Origin of the sequence: Yersinia enterocolitica (assembly GCA_002082245.2) — a bacterium.
GTDB lineage: Bacteria > Pseudomonadota > Gammaproteobacteria > Enterobacterales > Enterobacteriaceae > Yersinia > Yersinia enterocolitica_E.
On record NBTC02000002.1, the window covers coordinates 3,443,219 to 3,464,376 of the forward strand.

Below are 21,158 nucleotides of genomic sequence, written 5' to 3' on the forward strand. Positions count from 1 at the left end.
AATTTGTCCATGAGCTCAATAGACAATCAGTTATCCGGCGATAAAAAAATGGCCGGGATCGTTTACGACCGGCCATTTCATTGACGTGTTGATGTAAAGATTATTTTTCTTGTGGGAAGAGTAAGTTAAGCACAATGGCAGTAATACCACCGGCAGCAATCCCGGAAGAAAGCAGCGTTTTTACCCAATCTGGCGCGAATTGTAGAATCAATGGCTGTTGTGCCACACCCATACCAACTGCCAATGACAGAGCCATAATCATAATAGCGCGCCGATTGAGTGTTTCACGAGAGACAATACGCACGCCGGAAGCTGCAATGGTACCGAACATCACCAGCGTGGCGCCCCCCAGCACTGGTTCAGGAATATGTTGCACGAAACCTGCAACCGCCGGGAACAAGCCCAGAACAATCAGCATCAGTGCGACAACGAAACCGACATAACGACTGGCAACACCGGTCAACTGGATCACGCCATTGTTCTGGCCGAAGCAGGAGTTAGGGAAGGTGTTGAACACTGCCGACAGCATGGAGTTCAAACCATTCGCCAGCACACCACCTTTCAGGCGTTTCATATACAACGGGCCATGAACAGGTTGTTCAGAGACATCCGAGGTCGCGGTGATATCACCAATGGTCTCCAGTGAGGTCACCATGAAGATTAACATCAGTGGTACCAGCAGATTCCAATCAAAGGAGAGGCCATAATAGAGTGGTGTTGGGATAGTGATCAGCGCGGTATCTACCACCGGGCGGCTCTCTGGCAACATACCCAACGACCAGGCCAGCAAGTAACCCACGGCCATCGCAATGACTAAAGAGGCCACACGCAAATACGGGTTGCGCTGGCGGTTCAGTAGAATAATCACGACTAATACGGCACCCGCTAATAGCAGGTTTTTCGGTGCGCCAAAGGTATGGTCACTCATTGCACCATAACCGCCGCCAATTGATGTCAGCCCAACCTGAATCAATGACAAACCGATGATCATCACCACGATACCAGATACCAGTGGGGTGATAATGCGGCGCGCCAGATGCAGGAAGCGGGAAAGTATAATTTCGGTGCAGGACGCCACCATTAGCGTACCAAACAGTGCCGCCATCATGGTTGGGATATCTGCGCCGCCGTTTTTTAGCGCCAGGCCACCCATAATCAATGGCGAAACAAAGTTAAAACTGGTGCCCTGAATCGATAATAGGCCAGAGCCAACTGGCCCCCAGGTTTTAATTTGCAGTAACGATGCCAAGCCGGAGGCAAATAGCGACATGCTAATAATGCGTTGGGTATCTTCCGCTGGTAGTCCCAGCGCCTGACAAATCAATAAGCCAGGGGTTATCACTGCGACAAACATCGCCAATAAATGCTGGCAAGCAGCGAACAATGTTTGGGCGAGTGGGGGGCGGTCTTCTAAACGGTAAATCAATTCGCTGGGGCGAGTGGCTGCTTGCTGTGGAGTATCAAGCTCGGCGGATTGCGTAGACATGGAGTGGCATTCCCGGATCGGCAAAGAGGGCATTTTAATGATCCGGCTCACAAAAGCAATCGGTTGCGCTGCGTTTTTAAAAATAATTCTATTCGGTGCTCACCTGCATTTTTCTATTACTAAACTTGTAATGGGCGGCGTTTTTTCTTCTAATCCCTTCCTTAACTGTTTTGGCGTTTTTAAGGAACTGTCTAACGTCATATTTTTAATCGATATTTCAATCGCATGGAGTACCAAGATGTTTCATCTCGATACCTATGGCACGCTAGTCGCGGCCTGCTTGGTTTTATTATTAGGCCGAAAACTCGTACAAACTGTCCCATTCCTGAAAAAATACACTATTCCTGAACCAGTAGCCGGCGGTTTGTTGGTTGCCTTCTTGATGTTGCTGATGCAAAAGACTCTTGGCTGGGAAATCAGTTTTGATATGTCGCTCAAAGATCCCTTGATGCTGGCATTCTTTGCAACTATTGGTTTGAATGCCAATCTGGCTAGCTTACGTGCTGGCGGCAAAGCTTTGAGCGTATTTGTGTTTGTGGTCATTGGTTTGTTGCTCATGCAGAACGCAATTGGTATTGCGCTTGCTAAATTGATGGGGCTAGACCCGTTGATGGGGTTACTAGCTGGCTCAATTACCTTATCAGGTGGGCACGGTACTGGTGCTGCGTGGAGTAAACTCTTTTCTGAACGCTATGGCTTTGAAAATGCAACAGAAGTTGCTATGGCTTGTGCAACATTTGGTTTGGTGCTGGGGGGATTGATTGGTGGCCCGGTAGCCCGCTACCTGGTGAAGCGCTCTTCCACACCCGATGGTACGCCGGAGGACAGCGAAGTCCCTTCCGCATTTGAAAAGCCTTCGGCGGGGCGCATGATCACCTCGTTGGTGTTAGTTGAAACCATCGCCATGATAGCTATCTGCCTGATGGCAGGCAATGTGATTGCGGGTTGGTTGCAGGGCACGATGTTTGAACTGCCAATCTTTGTTTGTGTGCTGTTTGTCGGGGTTATCCTCAGTAACACGTTGTCGGCAATCGGCTTCTATAAAGTCTTTGATCGTGCGGTATCAGTGCTGGGCAATGTCAGTCTGTCACTGTTTTTGGCAATGGCACTGATGAGTTTGAAGCTCTGGGAGCTGGCTTCACTGGCATTACCGATGCTGGTAATTTTGTCAGTTCAGGCACTGGCGATGGCGTTGTACGCTATCTTTGTCACTTATCGCATCATGGGAAAAAACTATGATGCAGCGGTACTGGCGGCGGGGCACTGTGGTTTTGGTCTGGGTGCAACACCGACTGCAATCGCCAATATGCAAGCGATTACTGACCGTTTTGGCCCATCTCATCTGGCGTTCTTAGTGGTACCAATGGTTGGCGCATTCTTTATTGATATCGCTAATGCGATCGTGATTAAGCTGTATCTTTTACTGCCAATATTCCCAGCGGTGGTAGGGTAACTGCACTTAGGGGTGGGTTTACCTGCCCCTTATTTATTAAGCGTTAGTGTAACGCGCTCGCTCTGGTAGCCAGCGCTCAATCAATGCGCGTGCATGTTCAGGATATTGCTGGTGCAGATGGCGAGCTACCCGTTGGACTTCGGGAATCATCGCCTGATCGCGCAGTAAATCAGCCACTTTGAACTCCGCACTTCCAGTTTGCCGTGTTCCCAACAATTCGCCCGGTCCACGGATTTCTAAATCTCGCTGGGCAATGACAAAGCCATCATTACTATCACGCAACACTTGCAAACGCATCTGGGCGGTTTTACTCAACGGCGTTTTATAGAGTAATACACAATGAGAGGCGACAGCACCACGGCCGACACGGCCTCGTAACTGATGTAATTGCGCTAACCCCAAGCGTTCCGGGTTATCGATTATCATCAGGCTGGCGTTAGGCACATCGACCCCAACCTCGATCACTGTGGTTGCCACCAATAGCTGCAACTCACCCTGTTTAAATGCCTGCATAACTGCCTGTTTTTCTGGTCCTTTCATGCGCCCATGAACTAAACCGACTTTAATTTCCGGCAAAGCAATTTTCAGTTCTTCACAAGTTACTTCGGCGGCCTGCGCTTCCAGGACTTCCGATTCCTCAATCAGTGTGCAGACCCAATAAGCTTGCCGACCCTCTTCCAGACAGGCATTTTTAACTCGCTGGATAACATCACTGCGGCGGGTATCAGGGATTGCCACTGTAGTCACCGGTGTTCTACCTGGCGGAAGCTCATCAATCACTGAGGTATCAAGATCTGCATAGGCAGTCATGGCCAGCGTTCTTGGAATTGGGGTCGCGGTCATAATGAGTTGATGTGGATGGAAACCTTGCTCCTCGCCCTTTTCCCATAAAGCGAGCCGTTGATGAACACCAAAACGATGTTGTTCATCAATAATAACCAGCGCCAGTCCAGAGAACTGCACCTGTTCTTGAAACATCGCATGGGTGCCAACAACCATTGCAACCTGACCGCTGGCGACAGCTTCTTGCTGTGCTATACGGGCTTTACCTTTTTGCTTGCCAGCCAGCCAGCCCACTTGCAGCCCCAACGGTTCTAGCCATTGGCGAAAAGTGGAGGCATGTTGTTCTGCCAGTAATTCGGTGGGTGCCATCAAAGCAACCTGCTTGCCGTGAGCAATTGCCCGTAGCGCGGCCAGGGCTGCAACCAATGTTTTTCCTGAGCCAACGTCCCCTTGAATCAATCGCATCATCGGGAAGTTATGGGTCATATCCTGCTCAATCTCCGCCACTACCCGTTGCTGGGCATGCGTGGGGCTGAAAGGTAGCGCGGCCAGAAAACGTTGTTTGAGTTGTTGCTCTGCCAATAGCGGTAATGCCCGATAGCTTTGCGCGCCGGCCCGGACAGCCAACATACTGAGGTTATGAGCGACTAGCTCTTCCATGATTAATCGCCGCTGTGCAGGATGCTTGCCTTGATCTAAATCAGTCAACTGAATATTTGCTGGTGGGCGATGCAGGGTATGAATAGCTTCTGGCAAGCTAATGAGTGAGCGGCTTAACTCAATCGGCAATAATTCGGCAATAACACAAGTATCCAGCATCGCCAGCGCTTGATCGATAAGTTTGCGCAAGGTCGCCTGACGAATCCCTTCGGTGGTGGGATAAACGGGTGTCAGGGACTCTTGTAATTCAACGCCAATGTTCTCGCCATGCACCCGATATTCAGGGTGAATGATTTCCGCCCCGGTATTGCCCCGTTTGACTTCGCCGTAGGCGATAACATGCTTGCCCGGAGACAAACTGTTTTTCATCGCAGCGTTGAAGTTAAAGAAACGCAGAGTGAGAATACCACTACCGTCGCTGATTTGGCAGGTCATCATGCGGCGGCGGCCAAAGGTGATATCAGAACGTAGAACCTCGCCCTCAACATTAACCGAGAGGCCAGGCATTAAATCGCCAATACGATACAGGCGAGTACGATCTTCATAACGCAGTGGGAGGTGAAGCAGTAGGTCTTGGATGGTTTCCAACCCCATTTTAGCCAGCTTCCCAGCCTGACTTGAGCCAACACCGGAAAGTGTACTGAGGGGTACTGCATCCAGCAGGCGGCCTTTCATTTAAGACTCCGTGGCTTGCATGGCAGACCACCATTGTGCATCGGCAATAACCTGACCCTGCTCATCAATATGTGGTTGAGGTAGCCCTTTCCGTTTGGCGACTTGTGCCAATACCGGATACCCCCCCTCAAACAGTAATCGTTGCTGCTCATCTTCGGGCAAGACACTTTTTGCTCGCTGATACATACCTGCATTTTGCCGCTGCCGTTGGGCTTCATATAAAATCAACGCAGACGCGACAGAAACATTGAGTGATTGCACCATGCCGATCATCGGAATAATGATGTCTTGGTCCGCGAGTGCTAACGCTTCCTCAGATATACCGGTCTTCTCTTGTCCCATCAAAATACAGGTTGGGCGGGTATAGTCTATTTCACGAAAATCGACAGCATTATCAGACAGATGCGTTGCCAGAACTTGCATGTTCTGTGATTTCAGATGAGCAATGGCATCGCTAATATGAGTGTGTGTTTTGACTTGTACCCAACTGTTGCTGCCGGCCGCGGAAGAGAGTCGTGTATACATCTGAGTCGTTGGCCAAATTGCATGTACTTGATGGATACCGACAGCATCAGCTGTACGAATGATAGCGGATACATTATGAGGTTTATGTACTTGCTCCAGGCAAACCGTTAGGTCCGGCTGCCTGGTAGCCAGCATTTCACAAATCCGCGCATAGCGTTGAGGATTCATAGGCGTTAGTTACGATTACGGCTGACTTTAACCACATCTGGCATGATACGAATCTTACGCATTATGTTAGCCAGATGGACCCTGTCACGGGTAGTCAGGCGAATAAAGGCACTGTATACCCGGCCATCTTTCTCTTCAGTATTCAGGCTCTGAATATTAGATTCGGCTGCATTGATTGCCGCAGTCAGATTTGCCAAAGCACCTTGCTGATTGAACATATCGACTTTAATTTCAGCAATGAACTCTTGTTCAGTCTCTTGATCCCACTCAACCGCCATAAATTTCTCAGGCTCTTTCTGGTAGCCACGGATATTACGGCAAGACTCATGATGGATAACCAAACCTTTGCCTGGGCTGATATGAGCAATAATCGGGTCACCGGGGATAGGACGGCAGCACTTGGCAAAGGTAATTAGGACACCATCGGCACCCTTGATTGCCAGATTACGGGTGCCAGAGGTCGCCAGCGTTGATAGGTCACCCAACAGGTTTTTGGCCACTACCACACTCATCGCATTACCCAAGCCAATTTCTGCTAGCAAATCATCTAGCGTCGCCAGTTTCATACGGTCCAGTTCATGTTTGATATTATCTTCAGAAATATCAGACAGTTTTCGACCATTTCCTAACGCATGATTCAGTAACCGGCGGCCAAGGCTCACCGATTCATCACGTTTCAGGTTTTTCAGCAACTGGCGAATTTTGGCTCGCGCTTTCGAGCTGACAACAAAGTTCAGCCAGGCCGCATTTGGCCGAGCACCCGGAGCGGTAATAATCTCAACGGTCTGGCCACTGTTCAGTGACTGAGAAAGCGGGTAGGGCTGACGGTCAACACGCGCACCTACACAGGCATGGCCAATATCGGTATGCACGGCATAGGCAAAGTCGACAGGTGTCGCACCGGCAGGTAATTCAACGATGCGCCCTTCTGGGGTGAAAACGTAAATCTCATCAGGGAATAAATCAGATTTTACGCTTTCAATAAATTCAAATGAGCTGCCTGCACTTTGCTGTAACTCCAGCAAGCTTTGCATCCAGCGCTGAGCGCGAATTTGTGCGGTGGTGCCAGACTCACCCTGCTCTTTATAAGCCCAGTGTGCAGCAACCCCCATTTCGGCCATCTGATCCATATCTTCAGTACGAATCTGTACCTCGACCGGAACCCCATGAGGGCCGATTAATGAGGTATGTAACGATTGATAGCCGTTAGCCTTAGGGATGGCAATATAGTCTTTCACTCTACCGGGGCGTGGCTTATACAGGCTGTGAGCCTGACCCAACACGCGGTAGCAAGTATCGACTTCTTTGACTATTACCCGAAAAGCATAGATATCCATGATGGAGTGAAAACGCTGCTCTTTCAGGTTCATTTTGCAATAAATGGAATAGAGATGCTTTTCACGACCACTGACTCGGCAAGGAATACCGGCCTCAGTCAGACGCCCTTCAATCTCCGCCAAGATTTTCTGAATCATCTCTTTGCGGTTACCACGTGCGGCTTTCACCACTTCTTTAATTACGCGATAGCGATTGGGGTAGAGCGCTTCAAAACCCAGCTCTTCCAGCTCGGTTTTTAAATGATGGATACCCAGCCGATGGGCCAGTGGGCTGTATATTTCAAGGGTTTCACGTGCAATGCGGCGACGTTTATCTGGGCGTAAGGAACCCAGCGTTCGCATGTTATGTGTGCGGTCAGCCAGTTTGATCAAAATAACGCGGATATCCTGCACCATCGCCATGATCATTTTGCGGAAATTTTCCGCCTGAGCTTCTTTCTTGTCACGAAAATTCAGTTTATCGAGTTTAGAAACACCCTCGACCAGCTCGGCTACGCTTTTCCCAAACAACTGCTCCATATCTTGATATGTAGCAGGAGTATCTTCAATGACGTCATGTAATAACGCCGCCATTAAGGTTTCGTAATCGAGCCGCATCTCCGCGAGAATACAGGCCACAGCAACAGGATGAGTGATATAAGGCTCACCACTGGAGCGTGTCTGACCCTCGTGAGCATCACGTGCAACAAGATATGCCTGTTTGAGGCGCTTAATCTGCTCCTCTGGCAGGTAACGTTGAATCAGCAGATTCAGGCTTTCAAACAGGTACAAGGCAGACTCGCTGTCTAATTAACGACGACCTTCAGCAATCGCGGTTACCGCTTGGATCTCTGCGGCTTCCTGCTCTTGCTGTTCTTGGCGTTCACGAACATCGAGAATCTGATTAGTAATCAGGCCTTCTTCAATCTCGCGCAGCGCAATCACAGTAACTTTATCGTTTTCTTCTGGAACCAGTGCGTCTTTACCGCCGGACTGGATTTGACGTGCCCGACGAGCAGCGACCAACACCAGGTCAAAACGGTTACCAATTTTCTCTACAGCGTCTTGAACAGTTACGCGTGCCATAATTCTGCTACTCCACAGGTGACGAAATGACGGGGCATGATACTGAAACTCGGTTCAGTCTGCCAATAATTTGGTGATTAAAGCGTCATGCCGCTGTTTCTGGCGGCCTAAACGCAGTCGTTCTGCGCGAATAATGGTTTTCAGATCAGATAAAGCCAGATTGAAATCATCATTTACGATTAAATAATCATATTCAGCGTAATGGGTCATCTCGGCGACAGCTTGCGCCATTCGCTTAGCGATAACCTCTTCGCTATCTTGCCCACGGCCTCGCAAGCGGCGATCCAATTCTTCCTTGGATGGCGGCAAAATAAAAATACTGCGTGCCGTGGGCATTTTTGCGCGAATTTGCTGCGCACCTTGCCAATCAATATCTAAAAATACATCGACACCGGTTGCAAGAACCTGCTCAATCGCCAAACGTGAGGTGCCATAGTAATTTTCAAATACTTTGGCATGCTCAAGGAAAGCATCGTCATCAATCATCTGGCAAAACTCTTCTTTAGAAATGAAGAAGTAATGTTCACCGTGATTCTCACCCGGACGTATTGCACGCGTGGTATGGGAAATAGAAACCTGCGTGTCGTACAGCGGTTGTGTTTTTAACAAAGCCTGAATCAGGCTTGATTTCCCTGCCCCACTGGGCGCGGAAACGATGTATAGCGTGCCTTGGACCATGATGACGTTTCAGTTGATTAGGTTGATATACCCTTCTTACTTGACGTTGCAACGGCGCTAGCAGCCCTCTCTCCAAAAACACTGACTTTAGTCAGCGCATCAGGATTTGCTCGCTTGCTACCTATCCGCAACACCAATTACTTTGGGTGTATATAGAAAGCAGAAGTGTGAATCTCCGCACAGTATACACGGCTGCTACGCGTCATGCAGCGTTACAACACATTTCACCTGAATGTTTCGTCTGTAAACAGCTCGATTTTCTGATTTTGCGGCGAAGATTGCGTAATTTTCATTTGTTGCTGTAAGCAGAAAACTATTTTTCGGTAGCGCCCGCATTTAATTTTTTTGGTCTTCGACGGATAAGACATTTCAGGTTTTACTTCCGGCCACCAAGGAAAGGGACTTATGAGCATGCTGAATTTAAAAATATTTGTTCTGTTGATAGTCAGTTTTATACATTGGTCCTCCAGAGCGGAAGCTATCTGCCCTGAATGGCCGCCAGAAAGAATGTCGGTTGAAATTAACTCACTCAAGAAACAACTGGATAAGTGGAATGTGGCTTACCATCAGCAAGGTATTAGCGTGCATGCCGATGATGTTTACGATCAATTGCAGGAAAAATTGCAGTTATGGCAGTCATGCCATTTATTGCCGGACAAACAGGAAAACAGACTTACTCCTGGTAATGGGAAGTTTCTTCATCCGGTTGCGCATACCGGACTAAAAAAACTTAAAAATGAAGTTGCACTGGCTGATTGGATGGTGGGGCGGAAAAATCTCTGGGTGCAGCCTAAAATAGATGGCGTTGCAGTAACACTGGTGTATCAGGATGGAAAACTGATGCAACTTCTCAGTCGAGGAAATGGTTTGAAAGGCCAGAACTGGACTGACAAAGCACCATTTATTACTGCTATTCCTCAATATATTGCTACCGCTCCTCCCTGGTTAACGCTGCAAGGGGAGCTATTCCTGCAAATGGACGACCATCAACAAGCATCGTCTGGTGGTGCCAATGCCAGGGCGACAGTTGCTGGCGCACTTATGCGTAAGTCTCCAGCGGCATTACTACCCCAATTGGGCATTTTTATATGGGCATGGCCTGATGGACCAAGCAGCATGGTGGAGAAAGGGACACTATTGCAAGCGATGGGCTTCCCCTTGACCGCTAAATACAGCAAACCAATAGTATCAAGTCGCGATGTTGCACACTTTCGCAAACACTGGTTGCAAACACCGCTGCCTTTTGTAACTGATGGCGTTGTTATCCGTCAGGAACAGGAGCCAGCCGGACGCTACTGGCAGGCCGTTCCGGGGCACTGGGTTGTGGCGTGGAAATATCCACCACAGCAGCAACTTGCTGAAATTAAAGATATACATTTCACGATAGGCCGCACTGGTAGAGTGACAGTCGTTTTACAGGTTTCACCAGTAAAAATTGATGACAAATGGATTCGGCGAGTGAATGTTGGCTCGGTCGCGCGTTGGCGGCAGTGGGATATTACATCTGGCGATCAAATCGTTATCGCACTGGCCGGGCATGGTATTCCACGGTTGGATAGTGTTGTTTGGCGGGTAAGCCAACGGCAGACGTTCACTCCTCCAGCAGAGGATCAATTTCATCAATTGAGCTGTTTTCGCCTTATCCCTCCTGAATGTGAGCCGCAACTTCTCTCTCGTTTGACATGGCTTAGTGGCCAAAAAGGACTAGATATACAAAGTGTTAGTAGTGGATATTGGCGAGAGCTGATCCATCATGGGCTGATCAATGATTTGGTGGGGTGGCTATCTCTCACGAAAGACCAAATAGCGGATGTTCCTGGCATAGGGATAGCCCGTGCTGAAAATATTTATTAGCAATTTCAAAGCACAAGGGAAAAACCCTTTTCCCAATGGCTACAGGCATTGGGTTTTGCGCAGGGTACACTTGTCAATTCTCAATGGCGGTCACTACAACAACGCAGTATCGCCGAGTGGAGTTTAATACCGGGTATTGGGCCGATTCGAGCAAAACAGATTACTCATTTCTTACACCACCCAGAGGTGCAAGCTATGGCTGACTTTTTATCGCAACAGAATATTAGCGGGTTCCAACTTGAGGAGTAAACCTTCACGTACCTGACTTAATGCTCTGAATGGTCATATTTGAAGATTGGCAGGCCCAGCCGGAATCGTAATGCTAACAGTCGTGCACTTAGCCCGGTGACGAGTGTAATGATAACAACCCAATTATGTGACAGTTGTGTGTATTGCAGAGCAATGTAGATCCAGGCGGCAGCGAATGAGATACCAGCATAGATTTCTTTCTGGAATACCAAGGGGATACTGTTACAGAACATATCGCGCAGGACGCCGCCAAAAACGCCGGTAATGACGGCCGCAATGGCGGCAATTATCGTACTGTGGCCCATATCAAGAGCGATTTGTGCCCCAATAATAGAGAAAACAATCAGCCCAATTGCATCAAGCACCAAAAACAAATGGCGTAAATGCTTCATTAGTGGTGCCATCCAAGTTGTGACGATTGCAGCAACGGCGACAATAACAATGTATTCCGGGTGTTTAACCCAACCCAGCGGATAATGGCCCAGCAGCATATCTCGGACTGAACCACCACCAATTGCCGTTGCAGATGCAATAATAATGACACCAAACATATCCATTTGACGGCGGCCCGCAGCCAGTGCCCCGGTCATGGCTTCAGCTGTAATACCAATAATATAAAGAACACTGAGTAGCATAATGAATCAAATTTCTTAAGGGCAGTAAAGGCCGCAGAGTAGTGACTAAGGCTGGTTGTCGCGACTGAGATTTTCTAAGTCATATATTTAAGATTACTTTAACTAATCAATTTATTAATTATATATCTAATAAATATAAATAAAAAAAGAATGTATTAATAATTAGGCATGAATAATTGTAGGGTAAAAATAGTAGGTTAAAGCTCTGTGAGAGTACATTAGTACGCTTGTATGATCCTCTTGCGTGATTGCAGAGTCATTCAGGGGATGGTAGTTTTTATCTTTTATTTCAGTGAGATTTGTTCATGGACAATCGTGTTAATCCGTTGCGTTATCGTGGGGCATTGTTTGCCGGTATGGTTGCTATCGGGGTATTACTGGGCGGTTGTGTTGATAACGCTGGTCATGCAAACACTGTAGCGGTGAAAGTTGTACCTCCGACCTGTATTAAAGGTGAGTCAATGACACAAACCACACTCTACTTCGGTTTGAATCGGCCTCATGGCCCCGCTATTTCTATCACTGAATGGCAGTCTTTTGTCGATAATGATGTGACTAGCCGCTTCGATGAAGGCTTGACCGTAATTGATGCCAAGGGGCAATGGTTGGGAAATGATGGGAAAGTTGCCAAAGAAAGCAGTAAGGCATTAGTCCTTATTCATAAAGATGGCAAAGAATACGCCATTGAAGCTCTACGCTCCCGCTATAAACAGCAGTTTTCACAAGAATCTGTCATGCGAGTTGATACTACTGTGTGCGTAGATTTCTAACATTCATTTCAAGCCTTTTATCTCCAATTTACGAGAGATAAAAGGCTGATAGCCCTATTTTTGGCTTAGAATGAAAGCTTGCCTTATTACAAAATAAGTCCTGCAACGGCGGCAGAAAGTAAACTGACCAAGGTTGAACCATAGACTAATTTTAATCCGAATCGTGAAACGATATTCCCTTGTTGCTCATTCAGCCCTTTGATGGCACCAGCAACAATACCAATTGAGGCAAAGTTAGCAAAAGATACTAAAAAGACAGAAAGAATGCCTAAGCCACGTGGAGACATTTCGGCTGCTACTTTCTTTAATTCAATCATGGCAACGAACTCATTTGCCACCAGTTTGGTAGCCATAATACTCCCCGCCTGTAACGCATCCTGAGTAGGAATGCCAATCAGCAGAGCAAGCGGATAAAATAGATATCCCAGCACTTCTTGGAAACTGATGTTGAATAAGCTACTAAATAAAGCATTAATAGCAGAAATTATGGCAATAAACCCGATTAACATCGCGGCTATAATCATAGCGATTTTAAAACCAGCCAGAATATATTCCCCCAACATCTCAAAAAAACTTTGGTCTTCATGAAGTTTGTTTAGCTTTAATTCGGGTTCTTCAGTAACAGGGTAAGGATTAATAATAGAAAGAACAATAAAAGTACTAAACATATTCAATATTAATGCAGTTACTACAAATTTTGGCTCAAGCATAGTCATATAAGCGCTTACAATCGACATGGACACTGTTGACATCGCCGTTGCTGCCATGGTGTACATTCTACGTGGTGATATATCAGCAATAATCCCTTTGTAAGCAATAAAATTCTCTGATTGTCCTAAAATCAATGTACTTACGGCATTGAAAGACTCCAGTTTCCCCATGCCATTTACTTTGGATAACAACGTGCCCACCACCCGTATGATGAGTGGCAATATACGAAAGTGCTGTAAAATCCCAATCAGTGCCGAAACGAAAATGATCGGGCAAAGAACGTTCATGAATATAAATGCTAAGCCTTGTTCGTTCATTCCCCCAAAAACAAAACTAGTACCGACTGAGGCAAATTTCATCAGTGTTTCGAATAATCCAGCAAAATACTTTATCGCACCCAGGCCATTTTCTGAGTGTAAAAAGAAATAAGCCAGTGCAATTTCTAAAACCAATAACTGAAAAATATAGCGCAGTCTAATATTTTTTCGGTCACGACTGGCTAACAACGCCAGTATTGCAATAGTCATCAACGCTAAAAGAAAGTGCAGAATTTGCAGCATAAAAAATCCGTCAGGGATAAAGTTCAGCCAGTATTTTATCCATAACGGCAGGCTTTTTTCATCTGAAATTCTACCGCCTTGGCAATATATATTCTATTTAGCGCCTTAACACAGCTCTAAACATGCGTATTGTTAAAATTTTTACTGCTTTTCTCATCATTTATCCATTGAGTGACTCACTATTTATCTGCCAGCTTAAGTTGCCATCACTCCGGCAAGTTTAGCGCGTCCTCAAGGAGGATCCGGCAGAAATAGCACTATTTGTGTTTAACTAACTCATTGGATGGAATATGAATATGATTAATCTTCCTAGCTGCCGCCCTTTTACTGAGGCTGGCCACTTATCTCAAATATCGGCCTATTACGAAGAAGAGCGTAATACCATGTGGATGTTGTTGCGCGCTCATCCGCGCCCTTGTTTTAATCTGGAGTTAATTGAAAATATTATGACACTCGCGCAAGCTGCTAAAGAATCAAAGTTACCTTTTGATTTTTGGGTGACGGGTTCGGTGGTGCCCAATATGTTTAATGTAGGGGGGGACTTAAACTTTTTCGCGCATATGATCAAAAACCGCAAACGAGAAGCGTTAATGGCATATGCGCGTGCATGCGTAGATTGTGTTCATGCGGCTTCCCGTGGCTTTGATACTGGTGCTATCTCTATTGCGATGATTGAGGGCAGCGCGTTAGGTGGCGGCTTTGAGGCAGCATTAGCCCATCATTTTGTTCTGGCACAAACTACAGCCAGAATGGGATTCCCAGAAATTGCATTTAATCTATTTCCTGGCATGGGGGGGTATTCGCTTGTTGCCAGAAAAGCAGGAATGAGGGTAGCTGAACAATTGATTTGGACGGGTGAGTCTCATGCAGCGGAATGGTATGAGAGTCGTGGCTTAGTTGATAAGTTATTTCAGCCGGGAGATGCTTATCTTGCTACTCGCACCTTTATAGATACGATCAGGCCGAAGTTAAATGGTATGAGAGCGATGATTAGGGTCCGGCAACGTGTTTTACAATTAACTCGTTCAGAACTGATGGATATCACTGAGGATTGGGTTGATTCTGCATTTTCTATTGAGCCGAAAGATATTGCCTATATCGAACGGTTGGTTACGTTACAAGACCGGCATACTTCGGCAATGCCAAAAGCAATATAACGTTATGCACCTAATCCAATGAAAGGTGAGGGTGTTGTGTTACCAGCCAATGCTCCAGTTCATCTGCGGGCATTGGTTTGGCGTAAAGAAATCCCTGCTTTTCATCAATGCCAATAGAATCTAGGAATTCTTCTTCCCCTTTAGTTTCCACACCTTCTGCAATCACCCGCATTTTAAGTGCCTCAGCGACAACGATAATGGCTTTAACCAGAGATTGTGAAATAGGATTATTATCAATATTACGAACAAAACTTTGATCCAATTTAATGGCATCAATAGGGATACGGGCCAATTGAGAAAGTGAAGAATAGCCAGTGCCGAAGTCATCCAAATGAACCTGAGCACCCAAGTGACGTAGTTGTTTCATGATATTGATAGCTGCATCTTCATCATCAATTAAGCAACTTTCGGTTAATTCAACATCAACCAAACTTGATTCTAATTCGCTGGATTCAAGAGACTCAATAAAACTGGTTACGATAGCTTCATCAATTAATTGCCTGGCTGACACATTGACTGCCACCCGCAAGTTAATTCCACGTTTTTTCCAATTTACCGCTTGTTGCATTGAGGTTTGCAGTACCCATTTTCCCAATGGTCCGATCAACCCGGATTCTTCGGCATAGGAGATAAATTCAAGTGGGGCGATTAAACCACGCTCAGGTGATAACCATCGGACTAATGCTTCGACACTATGAACTTTACCCGTTTTGGCAGATATCTTGGGTTGGTAAAAAACTTGTAATTGATGTTGTTCTAAACCCTTACGTAAATTGGTATCTAGCCAGACGTATTCAGATACTTTCTTATTCATCTCTTGTGAAAAAATCGAATAGGTCTGTTTTCCATGTTCTTTTGCGGTGTACATGGCAGTATCTGCGCTACGGATAATATTCTCTAGTGTATCGCCATGTTCAGGGCACAGTGCTATCCCGATAGAGCACCCAGTATATACTTCAATCAATCCTACTCGGAAGGGCAATTTCATGCGGTTGAGAATACGCTGTGTAGTTGCCTCCAATAAGCTCATCGAGGCATTCTCGACCAGAACAATAAACTCATCACCGCCTAACCGGGCAAGCATTTCACTTTCACCCAAACAACTTAAAATGGCGAGTGAGACATCTTTCAGTAAGCGATCACCAAACATATGACCGTAATGGTCGTTCACTTTTTTAAAATTATCGAGATCGAGGTAAATAATCCCCACCGAAGAATCACCACGAGTTAGGATCGCGCTATTAATACGTTCATGAATAGCGTGGCGATTAGGCAGGCCAGTAATCATGTCGGTATTAGCCAAAATCCGCAAACGCTCTTGAGCACGCCTTTCTTTAGTAATATCGGTACCAGAACAGATAAGGTAACGCTCGTTTTTGCCACTGCCACTGTGAACAAACTTATTGCGGAATAAAAAGAGACGTTTTCCTTTTACGGTATTAACCCAACGCTCAACTTCGTAAGATGCACCGCGCTGGAAGAAGCCCTCAATATTTTTACGTGATGAGGCTCCCTCTTTGGCTGTCATAAACAAGTCGTAAACATTTTTACCAATGACATCTTGTTCTTTTTTACCGGTATATTCTTCGCTAAGGTGATTGAAACGCTGTACATAACCATCTTTATCGAGAATCACAATGACTGAGTTAGCTTCAGAAACCACTTGTTCTGCAAAGGAAAGCCCCATTACTAAATCGCGCGCTACTGATTCAGTATCCGCGTACGCGGAAGCCGTTCCGCCCCATTCTTTGTCATTAACTTTACGGCCCACCAGATGTAAATGAAGTGGATTACCATAAATCTCGATTTCAATATCTAAACTGGCAGTAATGCCGGTTAAGCCCCGAATTTTCATTGTTTGAACTGAATTAAGGGGAATAGCAATATTTGTAGTCCCTTTAATCGCTGACAACTCTAAAGCTTGACTATCAAAAGCCAGTCGCCAAAAAGGGCTATGGGTACCAAAATAGGTATCAAGGATCGATGTGTTTTGGTCTTCGAACATACGCGATCCCCTAAAAGTGTATATGTGTCTTTTACTTACCTTAGCCAGAAAATTTAAGCAACGCTATTTCTGGCTTACCCTGTGATGGTGGTAATTCTGGCCCTTATAAAACGACCCTGTCTAGACCGACCAACCAATAAAGTATATGTGTAATTTCTTCATACCTGATATTAGATAGTAGTCATAAACATATTAAATGCCCTTTCTGCTCTCAAATTGTGGCATAAGAAGAAAGGTAAGCATGGAAAAAATAAAAAAACATCATATTTTTTATATTGTTACATTGATTTGTACAAAATATTTTAATTGATAAAATAATGAAGAAGAGCCGCTTGTTCGAGGGAGAGAAGTGTGACTTTGGGCGGGTTAACATCACTACAACAGCAAAATGGTGAGCAATTAGGGTATTCCATTTCAAATGAAGTAAGAATACCCAAATCCCAATTATGGTTTTTCTGCGATTCTTTTCAGATATTCATTGTTTTTGAATGCGATCATGATCATTTCAAAACAGATTCGAGAAGTAAGGCCACCAGCAAGGATGCTAAAAAAGCCGCCGATGACGCTGGTATTTATCATTACAAATACGCCGGAAATAATGATGAGCACCAGTAAAAGCCAATATAAACCAGTAAGAATTTTTGGTGTTAGCAAAGCATCGAAAAAAAGTACATTCTTAAGCATTACGAAATCCTTCTTATTTGAGCGTTAAAATTCCAGCAGGGATTATGCATTAGCTTTAAACCTCTTGCCATACACAAACACTTACAAATATTATGGAATTATAATAATCAGATGATTCTCGTTATTACTGCTCAAATTGGGCACTTTAATTACTAAAAGTTCAGTATCATGCCAACGCCGACTTCTTCAATATTAACTGTATTAGCTAGGGCTATTTTGGCTTTAAGATCAGTACAGTGGCAGGGATAAACTGCTTTAGCATTGAGTTGTTTAAAATAGTCAGATGTTCTGGATAGAATCTCACTACTGGCATTTAATAAATGAAAGCCGCCAATAACTGCACGCACACGTTTATCGTTGGTAACTTTAATAGCATAATCGATAATATTGCAGATACCAGAGTGAGAGCAGCCTGTGATTATTACGATACCTTCAGGGCTGGTATAAACCATTGCACTATCATCGGTAACAAAATCTTCAACTTTATGGCCGCAGCAATCGACAGTTTCGCCAATAGGCTCTAGCCCTTCGAAATCGTTGTTACGCGCAATCTCCCCTAAAAAGAGTAAATTATCGGTAAGGTAATATACCCCAGGCTGTTCGACCCGTTCGAAAAGCATCGGATAACCATCCGCCGGTAAATTAGCCCCTATAGATTTATCTTCATAGTATTTCGGCAGAAAAGCATTGGGATGAGCAACAATCTTTATTTTCTTGGCATATTGATGGTTTACCCGATCAAGATGCTGTGCAAGGTGGTTTAGCCCCCAGCTATGGTCGTTATGCCCATGAGAAAGGACAATACTGTCTATCTCAGTCAGGTTAATGCCTAAAATGGCCGCATTACTCAGAAAAACATCGGAGTAACCGGTATCAAAAAGAAATGATTTTTCGTCAATTCGTAAGTGATAGCAGACACCAGGTTCGGCGGTAAGGTACTTATCTATCAAGGTATTATTATCAACTAATACGGTTAACTGCATGTTTTCTCCTTACCTACATACTCTACACTGACATGAGTATTATTTGCGACTATCATTAAGCGATTAATCAGTAACTGATTATATTTATTCAACATACACCTGATGGCTAGGGAAAAAAGTGCTCACCTCGCGTTGTTTGGAACAAATACGGTCTTGTTTCATCCTTCTACGGTCAGTGATAATTACGCTTGTCTCTGAGGTGAAAATTTGAGGTATAGATGATAAGAAAGGCGACACTTGCGGATATATCCCGTTTGGTTGAGGTTTGGGAACTCGCAGTAAGAGAAACACATTTATTCTTAACCGAAACTGATATTCAGTTTTATTTGCCACAGGTGCGGGATATCTATTTACCTGCTCTGGAGGTGTGGTTATTTGAAAATAGTACCGAGATCGTAGGATTTATCGGCCTGGATAGTAACAAAGTAGAAACGTTGTTTATTGATCCCGCTTATCACGGTAAAGGTATTGGTAAAGCGTTGCTGGTTCATGCTCAGCATTTAAAGGGAAAGTTGCGTGTGGATGTGAATGAGCAAAATCCAGCGGCATTAACTTTTTATCTAAAATGCGGATTTATAAAAATCGGTCGCTCAGAATTGGATGGCGAGGGGAAACCTTTCCCATTGATTCACCTGACTCAGACTGAATAGTAACCTAGGACGGGTGATACTAAGCATGAGCTGTGGTTAGTGTATATCACAAACCATTAAATAACCTTTTCACCACTACGGCGCTACTCTCTTTGCAAGCAATTCCCATCGGTTCATCGTGAGTTGCAGAGTTCAGAACTTCTGAAGTATTGGCTCTGGCTTGGATTGAGGCATATGTACGCATGTTGTTACTTCTTAAATTTACATTTCCATTGCTGAAAATTCAATCAACCCAAGGGGGAATATATGGTTGTAGAAAGTATTCGACCATAAAAATTTATAGCGCTAAAAAAGCCCGTAGTGACACGGGCTTGAGGTGTACTTCGAGGGGCAGTGAGACTTAGTGAGTGCTAGCGTGATAACTTACTCAATATTGAATCTGTTTGTAGAGTAGGTGGCTTTAAGCCTTTTTCTATAAGGGTTTGCGATAATGCGTTTTATCTTTAGGTACACCCTTGTGTACACTCTAAATTGAGGTGCTAGTTGGTTAGCGTTGATGAGCTGATACGGCTAATGTGATTTCCAGCTTGGTTCCTTCTAACAGTTCTTCACAGAGAACTAGGTCGTGGATAATCAGATTGAGAAGGTCTTTATCTATAGCCCCATCCGCCACCCAAACAGCTATGTTTTCCATCTCTGTTACAAATAGTTTGACACAATGGCCGAACCCATTAATTTCAAGGAAATAAGTTGAAAGGGCGATACTTGACCGCTTGTTACCATCACTAAAAGTATGAAACTTATTAATGGCAAAAAATAAATGACTCAATTTTTCAACGAAACCCGGATAGTACCAATCGTTTTGAATATGATATAAGGCACTCTCTAATACACCTATATCCCTCACACCAGAAAGCCCACCAGAATTCTCGATAATCCAGTCGTGTACTTTCACTGCATGGTGAATATCAAAATAATTAAACTGTATTTCATCCATAGCAAGCCCCTAGCGATCCTTTAGCCTTTTAAACACCTCTAAAGTATCTGGGTCGTTCAAACGTTCTTCTAGCGATTTACTCTTCTCGCCCAAGAAACGTTCGAAATCGCCCTCAGGCACTGCCCGTACATATGCTTCGAGTTTCTCATGTAAGGCATCGCGAAAGCATAGATCACGGCTTGCCATCTTAGTCCTAGCATCAAGCATCATTGGTTTGAATAATGGGTGCGATTCGAACTGATGAAAAAGAGATTCAGCTTCTGATTGAGTTAGCTTTCTGCCAAGGCGCTCGAGTTCTTTTTTTAGTTCGTGAGCAATGCCGGATTCGAAACCAGCAATAAGAGTTAATACCTCCGAGTACATGGTGTCTCGAATTTTATCTTTTTGGGCAAGTTTTAAAATTTTGCGGTATTCAGCAGCATCCTCATGAAAAATGCTTTGATATACCAAGTTAGTAAATTTAGCGTATTTCCAGTCATTGCCCTCAACGCATTCCTCTAATGCGTCAGTAAATTGTTTTCGATAGCTATCTTCTTGGAAAGCTGCCATCAAATAGTTTTCATCGCGCTGATTTATATACTTTGTATGTCCTCCTGAGCGTTCAGCAAGTGTATCTATAACGATATCAAGTAACCTGGTTCGTATAGCTTTAGCTTGTTCGCTTTCCACTAGAAGCATGGCAAGGTTGAGTACGGCTCTGAACTTGAAAACTCCTAGTATTGATGTTTTGGTACCCTCATTGACGAGGGTACCATCTACTATCTCCTTGAAATCTTTTAATATTTTACCTCTAAGGAGAACGTATCCATTGTTTTTTAACTCGTCACTATGGCTGGTTACATATCGCTCAATGGTGGCATCACTGATACCAAAGAGTTCACTCAGTTGATTCTTCGTAAAGACTTTCTCGCCATTAAACTCGATCCCACCTAAGGCGAGGTGATTTTCTGCATGTTTCAGTGCATAAGAATTATTCAGAATATTTTGTCTATCATGCGCTGACGTAGTGAGGTCTTTAGCCATATATTTCGCCTTAAGGTAGGTGCATAACAAAGCATAAGATAGCATTTTTATTGTTGTTATGGATCTCTGATAGTGGACTATTGGTAGCCAATTCCCTCATGTTTAAATAT

The 21,158-nt window shown here is 44.8% G+C and carries 17 protein-coding genes and 1 pseudogene; 5 read left to right on the forward strand and 13 right to left on the reverse strand.

Going from position 1 to position 21,158, the window contains the following annotated elements; genetic code table 11:
- Positions 1–100: 100 nt before the first annotated feature.
- Complete coding sequence (locus tag A6J66_017200) at positions 101–1,486, reverse strand: xanthine permease XanP (protein ID PNM25760.1); 1,386 nt, start codon at positions 1,484–1,486, stop codon at positions 101–103.
- A gap of 238 nt (positions 1,487–1,724) precedes the next feature.
- On the opposite strand from A6J66_017200, the gene gltS reads away from it, so the two are divergent.
- Complete coding sequence (gltS, locus tag A6J66_017205) at positions 1,725–2,939, forward strand: sodium/glutamate symporter (GenBank protein ID PNM27056.1); 1,215 nt, start codon at positions 1,725–1,727, stop codon at positions 2,937–2,939.
- 36 nt (positions 2,940–2,975) lie between these two features.
- Here the strand turns inward: gltS and A6J66_017210 are convergent, their stop codons facing one another.
- The 5 genes from A6J66_017210 to A6J66_017230 are packed head-to-tail and all read right to left on the reverse strand — an operon-like array spanning position 2,976 to position 8,830.
- A complete protein-coding gene (locus A6J66_017210) occupies positions 2,976–5,057 on the reverse strand; it encodes an ATP-dependent DNA helicase RecG (GenBank protein PNM25761.1) in 2,082 nt (693 codons plus the stop codon).
- On the reverse strand, positions 5,058–5,750 hold the full coding sequence (locus tag A6J66_017215; protein PNM25762.1) for a tRNA (guanosine(18)-2'-O)-methyltransferase TrmH: 693 nt from the start codon (positions 5,748–5,750) through the stop codon (positions 5,058–5,060).
- 5 nt (positions 5,751–5,755) lie between these two features.
- Positions 5,756–7,858, reverse strand: coding sequence for a guanosine-3',5'-bis(diphosphate) 3'-diphosphatase (locus tag A6J66_017220; GenBank protein PNM25763.1), 2,103 nt, complete (start codon positions 7,856–7,858; stop codon positions 5,756–5,758).
- 18 nt (positions 7,859–7,876) lie between these two features.
- Positions 7,877–8,152: a DNA-directed RNA polymerase subunit omega gene (locus A6J66_017225; protein PNM25764.1), complete on the reverse strand. Its 276-nt coding sequence runs from the start codon at positions 8,150–8,152 to the stop codon at positions 7,877–7,879.
- 54 nt (positions 8,153–8,206) lie between these two features.
- Positions 8,207–8,830, reverse strand: a complete 624-nt coding sequence (locus tag A6J66_017230; GenBank protein PNM25765.1) for a guanylate kinase — start codon at positions 8,828–8,830, stop codon at positions 8,207–8,209.
- Between the two features lie 405 nt (positions 8,831–9,235).
- Here A6J66_017230 and A6J66_017235 point away from each other — a divergent pair.
- A pseudogene (locus A6J66_017235) lies at positions 9,236–10,933 on the forward strand (NAD-dependent DNA ligase LigB).
- A gap of 17 nt (positions 10,934–10,950) precedes the next feature.
- Here the strand turns inward: A6J66_017235 and A6J66_017240 are convergent.
- Positions 10,951–11,568, reverse strand: a complete 618-nt coding sequence (locus A6J66_017240; protein PNM25766.1) for a trimeric intracellular cation channel family protein — start codon at positions 11,566–11,568, stop codon at positions 10,951–10,953.
- A 305-nt stretch (positions 11,569–11,873) separates the two neighbouring features.
- On the opposite strand from A6J66_017240, the gene A6J66_017245 reads away from it, so the two are divergent.
- Positions 11,874–12,338: a DUF3574 domain-containing protein gene (locus A6J66_017245; GenBank protein PNM25767.1), complete on the forward strand. Its 465-nt coding sequence runs from the start codon at positions 11,874–11,876 to the stop codon at positions 12,336–12,338.
- Positions 12,339–12,424: 86 nt separating this feature from the next.
- Here A6J66_017245 and A6J66_017250 read toward each other — a convergent pair whose 3' ends face one another.
- Positions 12,425–13,609 (reverse strand): NupC/NupG family nucleoside CNT transporter, encoded by a 1,185-nt coding sequence (locus A6J66_017250; GenBank protein PNM25768.1) that lies wholly within the window; start codon positions 13,607–13,609, stop codon positions 12,425–12,427.
- Positions 13,610–13,899: 290 nt separating this feature from the next.
- Between A6J66_017250 and A6J66_017255 the strand changes: the two genes are divergently transcribed.
- Positions 13,900–14,766, forward strand: a complete 867-nt coding sequence (locus tag A6J66_017255; GenBank protein PNM25769.1) for an enoyl-CoA hydratase — start codon at positions 13,900–13,902, stop codon at positions 14,764–14,766.
- A gap of 10 nt (positions 14,767–14,776) precedes the next feature.
- Here the strand turns inward: A6J66_017255 and A6J66_017260 are convergent, their stop codons facing one another.
- The 3 genes from A6J66_017260 to A6J66_017270 all read right to left on the reverse strand — a co-directional run bounded on the left by A6J66_017260 (position 14,777) and on the right by A6J66_017270 (position 18,438).
- Complete coding sequence (locus A6J66_017260; GenBank protein PNM25770.1) at positions 14,777–16,771, reverse strand: cyclic di-GMP phosphodiesterase; 1,995 nt, start codon at positions 16,769–16,771, stop codon at positions 14,777–14,779.
- Positions 16,772–17,215: 444 nt separating this feature from the next.
- Positions 17,216–17,455 carry a DUF4282 domain-containing protein gene (locus tag A6J66_017265; GenBank protein ID PNM25771.1) on the reverse strand — a complete coding sequence of 80 codons (240 nt, stop codon included), beginning with the start codon at positions 17,453–17,455 and terminating at the stop codon, positions 17,216–17,218.
- A gap of 152 nt (positions 17,456–17,607) precedes the next feature.
- Complete coding sequence (locus A6J66_017270; GenBank protein ID PNM25772.1) at positions 17,608–18,438, reverse strand: MBL fold metallo-hydrolase; 831 nt, start codon at positions 18,436–18,438, stop codon at positions 17,608–17,610.
- Between the two features lie 218 nt (positions 18,439–18,656).
- On the opposite strand from A6J66_017270, the gene A6J66_017275 reads away from it, so the two are divergent.
- Positions 18,657–19,088 carry a GNAT family N-acetyltransferase gene (locus A6J66_017275; GenBank protein PNM25773.1) on the forward strand — a complete coding sequence of 144 codons (432 nt, stop codon included), beginning with the start codon at positions 18,657–18,659 and terminating at the stop codon, positions 19,086–19,088.
- Between the two features lie 487 nt (positions 19,089–19,575).
- On the opposite strand, the gene A6J66_017280 is transcribed toward A6J66_017275, so the two are convergent.
- Together A6J66_017280 and A6J66_017285 are read right to left on the reverse strand one after the other, a co-directional pair.
- Positions 19,576–20,025 (reverse strand): type II toxin-antitoxin system death-on-curing family toxin, encoded by a 450-nt coding sequence (locus tag A6J66_017280; protein PNM25774.1) that lies wholly within the window; start codon positions 20,023–20,025, stop codon positions 19,576–19,578.
- 9 nt (positions 20,026–20,034) lie between these two features.
- A complete protein-coding gene (locus A6J66_017285; protein PNM25775.1) occupies positions 20,035–21,048 on the reverse strand; it encodes a DNA-binding protein in 1,014 nt (337 codons plus the stop codon).
- Positions 21,049–21,158 lie beyond the last annotated feature (110 nt).

What these genes read in the sequence shown, in the direction of transcription:
- A6J66_017200 (PNM25760.1), bottom strand. Translation starts at nt 1,486, where the DNA reads ATGTCTACGCAATCCGCCGAGCTTGATACTCCACAGCAAGCAGCCACT.
- gltS (PNM27056.1), top strand. Translation starts at nt 1,725, where the DNA reads ATGTTTCATCTCGATACCTATGGCACGCTAGTCGCGGCCTGCTTGGTT.
- A6J66_017210 (PNM25761.1), bottom strand. Translation starts at nt 5,057, where the DNA reads ATGAAAGGCCGCCTGCTGGATGCAGTACCCCTCAGTACACTTTCCGGT.
- A6J66_017215 (PNM25762.1), bottom strand. Translation starts at nt 5,750, where the DNA reads ATGAATCCTCAACGCTATGCGCGGATTTGTGAAATGCTGGCTACCAGG.
- A6J66_017225 (PNM25764.1), bottom strand. Translation starts at nt 8,152, where the DNA reads ATGGCACGCGTAACTGTTCAAGACGCTGTAGAGAAAATTGGTAACCGT.
- A6J66_017230 (PNM25765.1), bottom strand. Translation starts at nt 8,830, where the DNA reads ATGGTCCAAGGCACGCTATACATCGTTTCCGCGCCCAGTGGGGCAGGG.
- A6J66_017240 (PNM25766.1), bottom strand. Translation starts at nt 11,568, where the DNA reads ATGCTACTCAGTGTTCTTTATATTATTGGTATTACAGCTGAAGCCATG.
- A6J66_017245 (PNM25767.1), top strand. Translation starts at nt 11,874, where the DNA reads ATGGACAATCGTGTTAATCCGTTGCGTTATCGTGGGGCATTGTTTGCC.
- A6J66_017250 (PNM25768.1), bottom strand. Translation starts at nt 13,609, where the DNA reads ATGCTGCAAATTCTGCACTTTCTTTTAGCGTTGATGACTATTGCAATA.
- A6J66_017255 (PNM25769.1), top strand. Translation starts at nt 13,900, where the DNA reads ATGAATATGATTAATCTTCCTAGCTGCCGCCCTTTTACTGAGGCTGGC.
- A6J66_017260 (PNM25770.1), bottom strand. Translation starts at nt 16,771, where the DNA reads ATGTTCGAAGACCAAAACACATCGATCCTTGATACCTATTTTGGTACC.
- A6J66_017265 (PNM25771.1), bottom strand. Translation starts at nt 17,455, where the DNA reads ATGCTTAAGAATGTACTTTTTTTCGATGCTTTGCTAACACCAAAAATT.
- A6J66_017270 (PNM25772.1), bottom strand. Translation starts at nt 18,438, where the DNA reads ATGCAGTTAACCGTATTAGTTGATAATAATACCTTGATAGATAAGTAC.
- A6J66_017275 (PNM25773.1), top strand. Translation starts at nt 18,657, where the DNA reads ATGATAAGAAAGGCGACACTTGCGGATATATCCCGTTTGGTTGAGGTT.
- A6J66_017280 (PNM25774.1), bottom strand. Translation starts at nt 20,025, where the DNA reads ATGGATGAAATACAGTTTAATTATTTTGATATTCACCATGCAGTGAAA.
- A6J66_017285 (PNM25775.1), bottom strand. Translation starts at nt 21,048, where the DNA reads ATGGCTAAAGACCTCACTACGTCAGCGCATGATAGACAAAATATTCTG.